12 protein-coding genes are annotated in these 13,081 nt (G+C 64.8%); 5 read left to right on the top strand and 7 right to left on the bottom strand.

What is annotated here, in order from left to right; genetic code table 11:
- Positions 1-5 precede the first annotated feature (5 nt).
- The 5 genes from VIN30_RS02305 to VIN30_RS02285 form a co-directional block, all read right to left on the bottom strand.
- Positions 6-668 carry a potassium channel family protein gene (locus tag VIN30_RS02305; protein ID WP_326426601.1) on the bottom strand — a complete coding sequence of 221 codons (663 nt, stop codon included), beginning with the start codon at positions 666-668 and terminating at the stop codon, positions 6-8.
- A gap of 57 nt (positions 669-725) precedes the next feature.
- On the bottom strand, positions 726-1,541 hold the full coding sequence (locus VIN30_RS02300; RefSeq protein WP_326426600.1) for a CMP-2-keto-3-deoxyoctulosonic acid synthetase: 816 nt from the start codon (positions 1,539-1,541) through the stop codon (positions 726-728).
- Between the two features lie 236 nt (positions 1,542-1,777).
- Entirely contained in the window at positions 1,778-2,626 is an 849-nt protein-coding gene (locus VIN30_RS02295; RefSeq protein ID WP_326426598.1) for a hemolysin family protein, read from the bottom strand.
- A gap of 129 nt (positions 2,627-2,755) precedes the next feature.
- Positions 2,756-4,759, bottom strand: a complete 2,004-nt coding sequence (locus VIN30_RS02290; protein ID WP_338208947.1) for a PH domain-containing protein — start codon at positions 4,757-4,759, stop codon at positions 2,756-2,758.
- Positions 4,759-5,250 carry a PH domain-containing protein gene (locus tag VIN30_RS02285; RefSeq protein ID WP_338208946.1) on the bottom strand — a complete coding sequence of 164 codons (492 nt, stop codon included), beginning with the start codon at positions 5,248-5,250 and terminating at the stop codon, positions 4,759-4,761. The genes VIN30_RS02290 and VIN30_RS02285 overlap by 1 nt, the downstream gene beginning before the upstream one ends.
- Before the next feature lie 232 nt (positions 5,251-5,482).
- On the opposite strand from VIN30_RS02285, the gene VIN30_RS02280 reads away from it, so the two are divergent.
- From VIN30_RS02280 to VIN30_RS02260, 5 genes are all read left to right on the top strand, one after another.
- Entirely contained in the window at positions 5,483-6,157 is a 675-nt protein-coding gene (locus VIN30_RS02280) for a response regulator transcription factor (protein ID WP_338208944.1), read from the top strand.
- Positions 6,154-7,299, top strand: coding sequence for a sensor histidine kinase (locus VIN30_RS02275; RefSeq protein ID WP_338208942.1), 1,146 nt, complete (start codon positions 6,154-6,156; stop codon positions 7,297-7,299). Before VIN30_RS02280 ends, VIN30_RS02275 begins: the two co-directional genes overlap by 4 nt.
- A gap of 688 nt (positions 7,300-7,987) precedes the next feature.
- Positions 7,988-8,746: an ABC transporter ATP-binding protein gene (locus VIN30_RS02270; protein ID WP_326426622.1), complete on the top strand. Its 759-nt coding sequence runs from the start codon at positions 7,988-7,990 to the stop codon at positions 8,744-8,746.
- The gene (locus VIN30_RS02265) at positions 8,736-10,943 is read left to right on the top strand and encodes an ABC transporter permease (protein WP_338208940.1); all 2,208 of its coding nucleotides are present in this window, start codon (positions 8,736-8,738) and stop codon (positions 10,941-10,943) included. Before VIN30_RS02270 ends, VIN30_RS02265 begins: the two co-directional genes overlap by 11 nt.
- Before the next feature lie 203 nt (positions 10,944-11,146).
- Entirely contained in the window at positions 11,147-11,590 is a 444-nt protein-coding gene (locus tag VIN30_RS02260) for a GatB/YqeY domain-containing protein (protein ID WP_338208938.1), read from the top strand.
- Here VIN30_RS02260 and VIN30_RS02255 read toward each other — a convergent pair.
- Complete coding sequence (locus tag VIN30_RS02255) at positions 11,587-11,883, bottom strand: GIY-YIG nuclease family protein (RefSeq protein WP_338208936.1); 297 nt, start codon at positions 11,881-11,883, stop codon at positions 11,587-11,589. The two genes, VIN30_RS02260 and VIN30_RS02255, sit on opposite strands and share 4 nt — an antisense overlap.
- Before the next feature lie 105 nt (positions 11,884-11,988).
- Positions 11,989-13,080, bottom strand: coding sequence for a hydrogenase formation protein HypD (gene hypD / locus VIN30_RS02250; RefSeq protein ID WP_338208934.1), 1,092 nt, complete (start codon positions 13,078-13,080; stop codon positions 11,989-11,991).
- Between the last annotated feature and the right edge of the window lies 1 nt (position 13,081).

The following is a 13,081-nucleotide window of genomic DNA, read 5'->3' as shown; positions in this document are numbered from 1 at the left end:
GGTCCTTAATCCAGAATATAGCGGGAGAACTGGGCGATCACATCATGGCGCACACAGGCCAGAATAGAGTCGCCCGCGTACAGCAGCGAGTCGGTGGTGGGGATGGACGACGCCGAGCCGTCGGCGCGCTCGAAGGCGATGATGCGCACCTCGTGGTCGCGTTCCAGCTCGGACACGCGGATGGTGCGGGCGTTATCGCGACTGGACAAGTCCAGGGTGAAGCGCAGCACCTCGAACTCGCCGAACGTGTCGATGTGCGAGCCATGGCCCGACACGATCTTGCTGAACACGTCCTCGGCCACCAGCGATGTGCCGCACACGTAGTCGATGCCCAACTGCATGTAGGCACGCTCGTGGTCGGGGTTGTACAGGCGCGAGATAACGTGGGGAACGCCGAACAGGTGATTGGCCACCTCGGCGCACATCAGGTTCGCGTTGTCGAACTGGGTGACGGCGGCCAACACGTCGCACTCCTCGACGCCGGCCTTGATGAGCACATCCTCGTCGAAGCCCACGCCCTGAATGGTGCTGCCGTTGAAGTTGCGCCCCAGATTGGCGAAGGCGTCGGCGTTCTTATCGATGACGCACACGTTGCTGCCGTTATCGGACAGCATGTTCGCCAGCTGCGAACCTACCCGCCCGCAACCGACGACGATAACGTTGCTCATTTCTCGCGCTTCCTCCCTCGTATAAAAGAAAATGCCTTGCGGCATTTTCTCATGTTTCTAGATGAGTTTCATCTGATTGAGGGTATCTCGGTACCAGTTGTCATAATTGGGCGGGCAGTAGCGCTGCGCGTAGGTGTAGCTGATGGTGAAGCCGTAGCCGCGCGCCAAGCCGGCCACGTGGGCGCGGATGGCAGTGTCCCAATTGCTCCAGCTGGTCTGGTCCCAACCCCAGGCGTTGTGCGCCTTGAAGCACACACGTCCCTTCGTGGACTCGGTGTTCGAAATGGCGGGCGACCAACGCGGGTCGATGCCGTTGTCCCAAGCGGCCTGCGCGAACGTCGCGCCATGGCCGGCCAGCGGGCTGCCGGCCAGATAGTCGTCGATGCGGCTGGTCCATTCGGCCACGAACGCCTCTTCGCCCACGGAGAAGTCCACGTCACCCGCCGGCAGGCTGCCGTAGGTGGCGTAGTACTTGGAGCGGGACGCATCGGCGCGCTGGATGGCGCGCTGCTCGGCCTCGCGGGCCGCCTGCTCGGCGGCGATGCGGGCGGCCTCTTCCTCGGCGGCAATTTCCTGCACACCGGCGCTCACGTCGCGCGAAGATGCCGTGGCCAGCGACGCGCCCTCGGAGATGTCCTCCACGGGTAGCACGTCGGCGTCGGACTTGTCGTCCACCGTTTCCGGAGAGACTCCCTCGGCGCCCACGTTCACGCTCTGGTGCTCGAGGCCGAAGGAGGTGGCATTCGTGTCATGAGAACCTGCGGAAGCCCAGTCGAAACCGAGGAAACCGACCGCCAGCATGGACAACACGCACACACCGGCCGCTGCCAAGGCGGCGAGCCCCCGGTGATTCTGCTTGCGTCTTGTAACCACGTGTTCCCTTTCTCGACAGCACAAAACTAAACCGCCCAAGCGGTTGCAGCGTGTTGGATTGTGAGTGGGATTTGCTGCAGACATGAAAAACTATGCTGTTTTTGACTCGGCTATTTTACCTTAGTTGCCCTCAGAAGGAAAAATGGCGACCGCCGATGTTCACGTTTTGTTCGCTTGACAAATGAGGCCTCCAGCATTCCCGCAGGTGGGAACTGAGGCCTCGCACCTGTTGACGATTAGTTAGTTGAGGAGATGTCTTCACAACTTTCGTCGAGCTGCTTCACGCGAATGACCGAGATGCGGCTGCGGCGCATCTTCTCCACCTTGAAGGAATAGCCGTCCACCACGAATTCGTCGCCCACCTTCGGCACAAAGTCGAAGGTGTGGATGAGCCAGCCGGCCACGGTCTCGTAGTCGTCGGACTCCTCCATAGGCCAGCCCAGCTCCAGGGCGTCTTCCACGGGGAAACGACCGTCGCAGCGCCACTGACCGGGGGCGATGGAGGTCACCAGCTCACGATCGCGGTCGGTTTCGTCGGCGATTTCGCCCACGATTTCCTCCACGATGTCCTCCATGGTGATGAGGCCGTCGGTGCCGCCGTACTCGTCCACCACAATGGCCATCTGCATGCGGGCAGCCTGCAGCTCCGACAGCAGGGCCAGCACGTTCTTCGTCTCGGGCACATACAGCGGCTCGAACATGAAGTCGGACACGGGGCCGTCGATGCGGCCGTCCATCAGCGGTCCGATGAGGTCCTTGTAGTTCACGATGCCGATGACGTCGTCCACTTCCTCGTGGTACACCGGCAGGCGCGAATAGCCCGTGCCGCGCATGCGGTCCAGCGCCGTGCGGGCCGGCTCCACATCCTCGGCCATAATCATGTCCACGCGGGGCTTCATAATCTCGCGCACGGTCATGTCGGCCAAGTCGAGAATGTCGTTGATCATGCGCTTTTCGTCGTCCAGCAGCTCGTCGTTGTCGGCCACCATGTCCTTGATCTCGTCTTCGGACACGCTCTCGCGACGACCTGCCTTCAGAAACTCCAGGAAACTGGTTTTGGGTGCGGTGTCATCTGTCTTATTCATGGCGGCTACTTTACCATATTTCCGTCGGGAAACGGCGAGGGCGGCACAGGGCCGCCCTCGGAATCACGCGCGAACCACACGCAGGCGCACGGCCGGTTGACGCGAACACGCTGCAAGCCGATAGGTGCACTATCGGTTGCCGCCCGGCTTCACCCAATCGAGCCACGCAGCGGCGTCTGCCGCACTCACGTCCACGAGCGAGGTGGTGGTGCCGCCCGAGCCGGCGGCCGTGGTGGCCAGAAGCGTGCGCGTTCCCGCATGGCGCTGCAGCGGGTTGCTTCGGGTGCACCCGAACTGAATCTTCTGGCGCGGGAAGCTGACGGTTTCACGAGAAAGACCGCCGTTGCTCACCTGCATAAAGCGGTGGTTGTAGGCGAAACTGGATTCTCGGGCCCATAGCACGGCGCCGATGAGGTCGATGACGAAAAGAACAGCAGCCAGCGCCAGCAGCAGCACCAGTCCGCCGCTGCCGAAGGTGTACAGCAGTCCCAGGATATGCTCGTCGCCCTCTTCAACCGGGACGACGCCCGCCTCAACACCGCTGATAAGAGCCGCGATACCCAGCAGGCCCGCTACCGCGAAAACAGCCAGCCAAAAGCCGCCGCCTTGGATGATGCCGCGCCGAACGAGCGCCCGGCGCAGCGCCACCTTCGCCACGGGCTTGGCCTCTTGGGGCAAGTCGGCGAACTCGGGGATGAGCCCCGCCAGAATATCGGGCACGCGGCTCATCTTCACGAAGGGATGAATGACAACGCCCTGCTGAGCCAGGGTGTTCTTCTGGTTGCTCGCATCGCTTTCCTGGGCGGCGTCTATCTTGCCAAGCGAAAGCTCGCAGAACCCGAACAGGCGGCGAATGAAGCTCTGCTTCACCACCACCGATTGCACGCGATCGACATCCACGCCCTGGAAGGTGTGCTGGAGCAGGCCATACTCCACCTCGATGCGATTGTTGCGACGGCGGGCCTTGAAGCCACCGTAGCTGATACAGGAACCGAGAGCGGAAATCACCCACAACACCAGCACGAGCACGATGATGCCCACCGACAAGGCGCCGATGATATAGCCTGCAGCCTGGGAGCTGGCGAACACCATGGCGCTTTCCACCGCCCCGTTGGCCGCATCGCCCATCACATCGAAAACGAAGCTGACGATCTGCAGCACGCCGACGATGAGACCGGCGAAGATGAGGCTCACCGAAGTGGTATTGGAAAGCCCCGCGAGAAACAGCTCCTTGTTGGTGACCCCGTACTCGTAGGAAACGCGCCCCGTGTCCACGGGCGCGCCCGCGAACACGCCGCCCACCTCCTTCCACGCTTGGGCACCCACATCGAGCACGTTGCCTGCGGGAGCGCCGGCAGCCGGGGCGGCGGCCGCAGCTCCGGGCACGGGCGCCGCGGCGGGGATGGCTCCAGGCATGGGGGCCGCAGCGGGGATGCTCGCATCCGGATCTGCTGCGGGAACGGCGCCCTCGGCTTGCGCGGCAGCCTGCGCGGCCTGGAAGGCCTCCACCCGCGCCAGGGACGCCTTGCGCTCGTACAGCTCGCTGCGCAGCCATTCCGCCTGCTGCTTGGTCAGGTAGGGCACCGTCACCGCGCTGTTCGCAGCACCGCCAGCGGTGTCGATGGACACGGTGCACACGCCGAAGATGCGCTGGAGCAACGTAGCCCGCTGATCGACCGACTGCACGCGCTGGTAGGGCACATGGGCCTGCTTCTTGTTGAACACGCCCGTGTACAGCGTGAACTCGTAGGGACCCACGGTGAAGTACAAATGCTTGTAGCTGATAACGCGCGTGGCGACCACGATGCCGAAAATGACCAGGATGAGCACAAGCGAGCCGCCGGCCACGAGTGCCAGGGCGAGGCCGGCGGGAAAGCCGTCCATGTCGCCATCTGCCACCAAGCCGATAATGGTGGAGAAGTTCGCCACGATAACGGCGATACCCACGATGACCAGGGTGCGCACGCTTTCCAGCCAGATATAGCTATGGTGCACGTGATGCTTCTGCGGCTCGGGCGGCGGGGGCACCGCAGGACCGGGCGCCGGCTGCGCAACGGACGCGGGCTGCACCGCGGACGCCGGCTGTGGCGGCTGGGGAGCGGGCGCAGCGGCGGGATGTTGGGGCGCTTCCATTACACGTCCTCTCGGGCCAGGCGCGCCAGCTCGGCAGCACGATCGCGCAGCAGGTCGGCCTCGTCTATGGCCAGGCCGGGAATCTCATGCTCGCCGGCGGCGGTGGCCACGGTCACGCTGGCCAGCCCGAAGGCCCGCAGCACCGGCCCCTGGCGCGTGTCGGTATTCTGCACGCGGATGAACGGGATGATGAAGCGCTTGCGCCAGAAAATGCCGCGCGCGATGTCCAGATAGTCGGGCGTCAGCTCGTAGCGCCAGCGGGCATAGCGGATGGGCGGCAGCACTACCACGCACAGCACGAACACCACGGCAAACGCCACGGCCACGATAAGAGCCACGAACCCGGCCCATTCCTCCTCCGGCGCGATTGCCGACACCAGGGCGAACGGCACGAAGCAGCAGAGGAAGACAATCACGATCCAAATGGCATCGCTGATGCGCCACACGTTCTTGATGCGCGGGTTCAACTGACTGGCGGGCATGTCTCTCATGGTCGTCCTTTCACCCCTGAAGCCTACTGCGGGCGCCGGTGCCCGGAAAAATACGGTGACCATACTACCCCACTTATCTTCGTCGGGGAAACTCGCTCAGCAATTCTTAAGGAATGAGAACGCCGCCCCCGACGCCTTACGCTCTTGTAAGGATGTGCATCTTCAAGATTGCGACACGAAAAAGCGCGGTAGAATGAGCGCTGCATCACCGCGCTTGCAACGAGGAGGAACTGTGGCCCAGCGCATTTACATTATCGAGGACGATACGGCCCTGCGCACCGAACTGGCCCATGTGCTGGAACTTTCGGGCTACGCCGTGGGGGCCTACGAGGGCACCTGGGCCGACACCGCCGCGCGCGCCCTGGCCGCCGAGGCCGACTGCATCGTGCTGGATCTGAAACTGCCCGGTGCCGACGGGCACAGCATCTGCCGCGACATCCGCGCGCACAGCGATGTGCCCATCCTCATGCTCACCTCATCGGAAAGCGAGTTCGACGAGGTAATGGCCATGAACCTGGGTGCCGACGACTACGTGGTGAAGCCCTACCGGCCCGCTGTGCTGCTGGCCCACCTGCAGGCGCTTCTGCGCCGCAGCGCCACCCCGGCCTCCGACATGGTCATCCGCCACAAGGGCGTGGAGCTCAACGTCGGCTCGGCCACGGTGAGCTTCGCGGGACGCACCGCCGAGCTCACCCGCAACGAGCTGCGCATTTTGCAGACGCTCATGCGCAACCCGGGCATCGTGGTGCCGCGCAGCGAGATTATGTGCGCGCTGTGGGAGTCGGATGCGTTCATCGACGACAACACGCTCACGGTGAACGTGAACCGCCTGCGTAAGACCTTGGGCGCCCTGGGAGTGCCTGACGATTTCCTCACCACACGCCGCGGCGTGGGCTACACCGTATGAGCAAGCGCACCGACAGGAATGGCGCGGCGGAAGGCCTCACCAGCGCCGACGCGCCGACGGCAGCCGCTGCTCCCGGGAGTGCGCGGCCGGCGCCCGACGACTTCCCCGCCTTCACGCCGGCCAGCTACGTGCGCGACAACGTGGCAGGGCTCGCGGCGCTGGCGCTGTGCCTGGCGAGCATCGTCATCGTGCTGCCCGCCCTGGGTGTGAACCCCGCGGGCACGCTGCTGGTAGCCGATATTCTCACCTTGGTAGCCCTGGCCGCGGGCTTTCTGGACTACCGACGCAAAGCCGCCTTCTACCACGAGCTGCACGGGCTGCTCGCCCAGCTGCGCCAGGCCTGCGTGCTGCCCTCGCTCATCCCCGAGCCGTCGTTTCTGGAGGGCCGCATCGCCTTTTGCACGGCCGCGCGCCTGGGGCAGCTTTCCTCCGAGGAAACCGCCCTGCTGCGCGACGATGCGGCCGCCTACCGCCGCTACATCGAGCTGTGGATCCACGAGACGAAGACGCCCATCGCCGCCATCAAGCTGATGTTGGCCAACGAGCCCGGCCCCCTTTCCGCAAAGGTCGCCCGCGAGCTGGAGCGGGTGGAGGCCCAGGTTGACCAGGCGTTGTACTACGCACGGTCCACCTCGGTGGAGCGCGACTACGCCATCCGCGAGTTGAATCTGGCCGCAGCCGCGCGCGAGGCCTGCAAGCGCAACACCCGCTTCCTCATCGAGCGCGGCGCCCTGCCCGCCTTCGACATTCCCGAGGACCTAACGGTGCTCGCCGACGAGCCGTGGCTCGTGTTCATACTGGGGCAGGTGGTCACGAACGCCGCGAAGTACGGCGCCACCCGCATTCAATTTGCCGCTCGCGAGGAGGAGGGCGGCACCTCCCGCGGCCGCACGGTGCTTGAGGTGCGCGACGACGGCTGCGGCATTCCCGCCGCCGACGTGCCGCGCGTATTCGAGCGGGGCTTCACCGGCCAGGTGGGCCGGGCGGCGGGCTCTGCCACCGGCATGGGGCTGTACCTGGTGGCCAGCTTGTGCGCCTCCATGGGCCTGCACGTGGGCCTGGCCAGCGAGGAGGGCGCGGGCACCCGCGTCATATTCACCTTCCCCCACGACCGCACCCGCAAAGAGCTCTTCGGCGCGTAGAAGCGAGAGCACAGGTAGAAACAGGTAGAACCGCCACGCCCCAACCTGACACGTTCGTAAGGTAAGCGTAAGCCCAATCGATGGAGCGGGATGCGCCCTTTCCGTAGGATGAAATCAGGCTCGAACGCCGCTGTATGTGAAATGCACGCCCACCTCTGGTTATGCAGAGCCCGGCTTCGGAATGCTTCGACCGAGCGAGTTCCGCAGCGAACGAAACAGTCCAGTGGACTGTTTCGCAGAGCGAGGACTGTCTGAGCGAATCGAAGTATTCCGAAGCCGGGCGCGAGGGGGCGGAATGCGGCACAGCCGCCTCTAACAGGGGCAAGAGCGAGCCGCATTCGCCGAGAGAAAGGATCGTCGTGAACATGCCCGGGAAAATCATTCTCGCCGTTGCTATCATCGGAGCCGTGGGGGCGCTTATCGCCCACCAGCTGCCCAAAACCGAGAGGAGCTACTAATGGCCGAAGTGTACACCGAACCCACTCCCTCGGCTTATCGTCCGCAGCCCGCCGACCCCGGCACGCCCCTGCCGCTTGGAAGCGATGACCGCAGCACGCTGGATGGCATCGCCGCCGCCTTCTCCCGCGACGCCTACGGCGCTGGCGCTTCCGCAGCTGCCGCAGCCCACGGCGCCCACACCGCCGGCGCACTCGGAACCGCCCCCGGCGCCGTCCGTGGCGGCTCCCCCATCCTGTCGGTGCGCTCCATCGAGAAGGTCTTCGGCAGCCGCGACTCGGTCACCCATGCCCTGGCCGGCATCAGCTTCGACGTGGCCGCCGGCGAGTTCGTGGGCATCATGGGCCCCTCCGGTTCCGGCAAGACCACGCTTTTGAACTGCGTTTCCACCATCGATACCGTCACGAGCGGCCACATCATCGTGGGCGGTCGCGACATCACGGGCATGTCCCGCCGGCAGCTGGCGAAGTTCCGCCGCGACGACTTGGGCTTCATCTTCCAAGACTCCAACCTGCTGGACACCCTCACCGGCTTCGAGAACATCTCGCTCGCGCTCACCATCAAGGGCGAGCCGGCCCGCTCCATCCCCGGCAAGGTGAACGCCATGGCCGCGCGCCTCGGCGTTGATCAGGTGCTGCAGAAGTACCCCTACCAGATGTCCGGCGGCCAGAAGCAGCGCGTGGCCGCGGCCCGCGCCATGGTCACCGACCCGAAGCTCATCCTAGCCGACGAGCCCACCGGTGCTTTGGACTCGCGCGCCGCCACCGTGATGCTGGAAATCATGGAGATGATGAACACGCAGATGGGCGCCACCATCATGATGGTCACCCACGATGCCTTCGCCGCCAGCTACACCAACCGCGTGCTGTTCATCAAGGACGGCGCCGTGTTCAACGAGCTGCGCCGGGGCGACGAGAGCCGCGACGCCTTCTTCGCCCGCATCATGGAAGTGGTGTCCTTCCTGGGTGGGGAGGCCGGCCATGTATCTTAAGCTCGCCCTGCGCAACATCCGCCGGTCGGTGCGCGACTACGCCATCTACTTCATCACACTGCTGTTCGGCGTGGCGGTGTTCTACGCCTTCAACTCCATTGGCAGCCAGCAGATTCTCTTCGATATGGAATCGGCGGCCTCGTCCAACATCTTCAACACCACCACCCAGATGCTGAAGATGTTCTCGGGCGTGGTGGCCTGCGTGCTGGGATTCCTCATTCTGTACGCGAACCAGTTCCTCATCCGCCGGCGCAAGCGCGAGTTCGGCACCTACCTGGTGCTCGGCATGACACCGGGCCATGTGTCGCGCATCGTGCTGTACGAAACGGTGATGGTGGGTCTTCTGTCGCTGGCCGTGGGCCTGGTGTGCGGCGTGCTGCTGTCCCAGGCGCTGTCGTTCTTCACGGCGGCCCTGTTCGGCACCACCATGACCAACTACCAGTTCGTGTTCTCCTCCGACGCCTTCGTGGTCACCCTGGGCTGCTTCGCCGCCATTTACGTGGTGGTGGCGCTGTTCAACACCCTGACCGTGAGCCGCTGCAAGCTGATCGACCTCATCCGCGCCGGCGAGAAAAACGAGCGCGCCGGCGTGCGCAACCCCTGGGTGTGCCTGGTGGCGTTCCTCGTGTCGCTGGCGGTGCTGGCCTACGCCTACGAGCAGCTGATCGAGAACGGCCTGGTGATGATGGACCAGCCCGAGTTCATGCGCGCCACGGTGGGCATGCTCGTGGGATCGCTGCTGTTCTTCTGGTCGCTCGCCGGATTCGCCATCGCGGTGCTCACACGCCTTAAGGGCGTGTACCTGCGCAAGCTGAACCTGTTCACCGTGCGCCAGATTGCCAGCAAGGTGAACACGGCGTTTTTGTCGCTGTGGGCCGTGTGCGTGCTGCTGTTCTTCTCCATCACCGTGTTCTCCACGGGCATGGGACTTGTAGAGGTGTTCGTGGGCGGCGCCGAGAAGGCGAATCCCTATTCCGCCAGCCTGGATGCCGGCGTGTGGTACGGCCCCGACGGCACGCCCGCCTCATCAGCCGGCGAGCTTGAGCGCCGCGCCGAGATGGAGGCCAACGCCCCCGACCGCCTGGCTGCAGCCGAGTCCTACGATTGGAACATCGCCGCCGCCCTTGAGGCCGGCGCGCCCGAGTTGTGGGCCGAAACGGTGGGCTCGTATGCCCAGGCGAACTTCTACTCTCTACCTAACATGACCTACGCGCCCCTCGTGGAGGCCGCCGAGTCGGTGGCCGACGGCGCCGACCTGCACTTGGACGACCTGGGCAGCATCATGAAGTCGTCGGTGGGCGTGCTGTCGCTGAGCGACTTCAACGCCGCCCGCGCTCTGCAGGGCCAAGACCCGGTGGAGTTGGAGCCGGGCACCTGCGGCTTGGCAAACAACATGGAAATCGTGCAGGCCCTGGCCGAGGCCGTGGCAAAGGCCGCGCCCACGATTGACGCCGGCGGGCAGGAGCTGACCCTGACCGGGCCCGTGCACGCCACACAGCTGGAGGACAACGCCATGACGGCCACGGCAATGGTGGTTATCGTGCCCGACGAGGTAATCAATGCCCTGCGCGATGAGGGCTGCATCCCCTCCACGCAGACGCTGAACGTGATGTACGCCGACAACGGCAAGTCGGCGGCCCAAAACGCCGCGGCCCTCATGGACATCGTGGCCGCCTCGCAGCCGCTGGAGATGGGTGGCTTCGAGAAGGGAACCGCCGGCAGCGGCGAGCCCTACGCGAGCCTGCTGTGGCCGGTGACGCGCATCCTCACCGCCTACGAGATGACCACCCAGTCGGCCGGGCTGCGGCTCATGATCACCTACCTGGCGCTGTACATCGGCTTCATCTTCCTGGTGTCCACCGCCGCTATCTTGGCCATCCAACAGCTGAGCCAAGCCTCCGATTCCGCGCCGCGCTACCGCACCCTGTTCAAGCTCGGCTGCGATACGCGCATGATCAACCGCTCGCTTCTGGCCCAGGTGCTCGTGTACTTTCTCGTGCCTCTGGGGCTGGCCGCCTGCCACGCCACCTGCGCCATCGGGGTGCTGTCCGATTCCATGCTGAGCGCCATCGGCGTGAGCACGTTCGGGCCGGTCATGATGGCCGCGGGCCTCACACTCGTCATCTACGGCGGCTACATGCTGGTGACCTACCTGGCCGCTCGTAGCATCGTGAAGGGCAGCCTGCAGCAAGGCTAGCTCATCCCTCAACTTTCCGTAGGGGCGGGCTTTAGCCCGCCCTCCATCAAAGCAGCCGCACTCGATCGGGGCGGCTGAAGCCGCCCCCTACGGGAGACGCATCACACCATCTTCGTCAAAGCGGAACACCCAAAGCTCCCTCCGGGTTTTCGCGGAGCGCTATAATGGGGCAAACGCTTCCCAACGAAAGGACTGCCCCCCCCATGGAATACCAGCAGCTGCAAGACGAGATCAAGGCGGCCATGAAGGCGCGCGACAACCATCGCCGCGACATTCTGCGCCAGGTGCACACCGAGCTCAAGGCCATCGAGGTGAACGAGCGCCGCGACGTGACCGAAGCCGACGTGGACGCCATGTTGAAGCGCGTGATCAAGCAGACGAAGGAGACGCTGGACGGCTCCATCAAGGCCGGCAACAACCAGGAGCGCACCGACACCCTCACCGAGCAGGTGGCCATTCTGGAGGGCTACCTGCCGAAACAGGTGGAAGGCGACGAGCTGGTCGCGCTTATCAGCGAGGTGCTGGCCGATACCGGCGCCACCTCGAAGAAGGAGATGGGCCGCGTGATGGGCGAGCTCACGAAGCGCACCGGTGGCAACTTCGACAAGGCGGCCGCCGCCAAGGAGCTGGGCGGGAAGCTGAGCTAAACCAGAATATCCCGCAACGCTTCCTCGAACGAACTATGGGACGCCCGCGCCAGCAGGGCGTCCTTTTCGTTGCGGGACAACTGCTTGAAAACGTATTCCGCGTGCATGGCATCGTGCTTGGTCTCGAACTCGGCGTAGGCGAGCAGGCTCACGGGCAGGCGGGCACGGGTGTACTTGGCGCCCTTCCCGGCGTTGTGCACCGCTAAGCGCGCCTGCACATCCACCGCATACCCCGTATACAGCGACCCATCGGCACATTCCAGCACATATATATAGTGAGTATTATTCTCCATCTTCATCTCATCACAGGTTCGCCCAAGGGAGTCAGCGTGGGTTCGACAGGTGCCTGTCGAAACCGCAGCGTCGACCCGTCCGTTCGTCCCGTAGGGCGAACGGAACTAGTAATAGCGATAGTACGCGGCGCAGCTGCCTTCGCTGGAGACCATGCAGGGGCCCACGGGGTTTTCTGGCGTGCACACCTTCCGGAACAGCGGGCAATCGCTCGGGGCCATAATGCCGCGCAGCACGTCGCCGCAGCGGCAACCCGTGTGTTCGCGCACCTCTTCCACGTCCGGCTGGAAGCGGCGCATGGCATCGAAGTCGGCGAACTGTTCGCGGATGCGGTAGCCGCTGCCGGGAATCTCGCCCAAGCCGCGCCACGTGGCGGAGCAGGTCTCGAACACCTCGTCGATGGCGGCCAGCGCCACCGGGTTGCCCTCGGGCATGACGCCGCGCGCATAGGCGATCTCAATATCGGCGCGCCCCTCGTGCAGCTGCCGCATGATCATGGCGATGCCCTGCAGCACGTCCACCGGCTCGAACCCGGTGATGACGCCCGGGATGCCGTACTTCTCGGCCAGGAAGCGGTACGGCTCGGCGCCGATGATGGTGGACACGTGCCCCGGCAGAATGAGCGCATCCAGCTTCAGGGCCGGGTCGTTGATGATGACCTCCAGCGCGCCCGGCATATTCTTGTGAGCGCCGTACACGGTGAAGTTCTTAAGGCCCATGGCCTTCGCGCGCTTCACAGCCATGGCCACCAGCGGCGTGGTGGTCTCGAAGCCCACCCCCACGAACACGATTTGGCGGTCGGGGCTTTCGCTCGCCAGGCGCAGGGCGTCCAACGGCGAGTAGACGATCTCCACCGAGCGGCCCGACGCCTGCTCGGCCAGCAGGCTGGAGGTGGAGCCAGGCACGCGGGTCATGTCGCCGAACGTGGCAATGGTCACCTCCGGCACGCGGGCCAGCGCGATCACCTTGTCGATGTCGTGGTTGCTCGTCACGCACACAGGGCAACCCGGGCCCGACGCCAAACGCACGCCCTCGGGCATGAGCCCGCGGATGCCGTTGCGCGCAATGGCCACAGTGTGGGTGCCGCACACTTCCATCAGCGTGGCACTTTCGGGCGCCAGCGCTTGGATAGACTCGATGAGCCCCCGCGCCAGCGTGGGATCCTTAAACGCCCTCAGCTCCTGCTGCATTGCGTCCATG

The sequence above is a fragment of the Adlercreutzia wanghongyangiae genome (assembly GCF_035989245.1).
Lineage (GTDB): Bacteria > Actinomycetota > Coriobacteriia > Coriobacteriales > Eggerthellaceae > Adlercreutzia > Adlercreutzia wanghongyangiae.
The sequence above is the reverse complement of the archived record's forward strand: the minus strand, read 5'-3'. Positions and strand labels throughout refer to the sequence as shown.

What these genes read in the sequence shown, in the direction of transcription:
- VIN30_RS02305 (WP_326426601.1), bottom strand. Translation starts at nt 668, where the DNA reads ATGAGCAACGTTATCGTCGTCGGTTGCGGGCGGGTAGGTTCGCAGCTG.
- VIN30_RS02295 (WP_326426598.1), bottom strand. Translation starts at nt 2,626, where the DNA reads ATGAATAAGACAGATGACACCGCACCCAAAACCAGTTTCCTGGAGTTT.
- VIN30_RS02290 (WP_338208947.1), bottom strand. Translation starts at nt 4,759, where the DNA reads ATGGAAGCGCCCCAACATCCCGCCGCTGCGCCCGCTCCCCAGCCGCCA.
- VIN30_RS02285 (WP_338208946.1), bottom strand. Translation starts at nt 5,250, where the DNA reads ATGAGAGACATGCCCGCCAGTCAGTTGAACCCGCGCATCAAGAACGTG.
- VIN30_RS02275 (WP_338208942.1), top strand. Translation starts at nt 6,154, where the DNA reads ATGAGCAAGCGCACCGACAGGAATGGCGCGGCGGAAGGCCTCACCAGC.
- VIN30_RS02265 (WP_338208940.1), top strand. Translation starts at nt 8,736, where the DNA reads ATGTATCTTAAGCTCGCCCTGCGCAACATCCGCCGGTCGGTGCGCGAC.
- VIN30_RS02260 (WP_338208938.1), top strand. Translation starts at nt 11,147, where the DNA reads ATGGAATACCAGCAGCTGCAAGACGAGATCAAGGCGGCCATGAAGGCG.
- VIN30_RS02255 (WP_338208936.1), bottom strand. Translation starts at nt 11,883, where the DNA reads ATGGAGAATAATACTCACTATATATATGTGCTGGAATGTGCCGATGGG.
- hypD (WP_338208934.1), bottom strand. Translation starts at nt 13,080, where the DNA reads ATGGACGCAATGCAGCAGGAGCTGAGGGCGTTTAAGGATCCCACGCTG.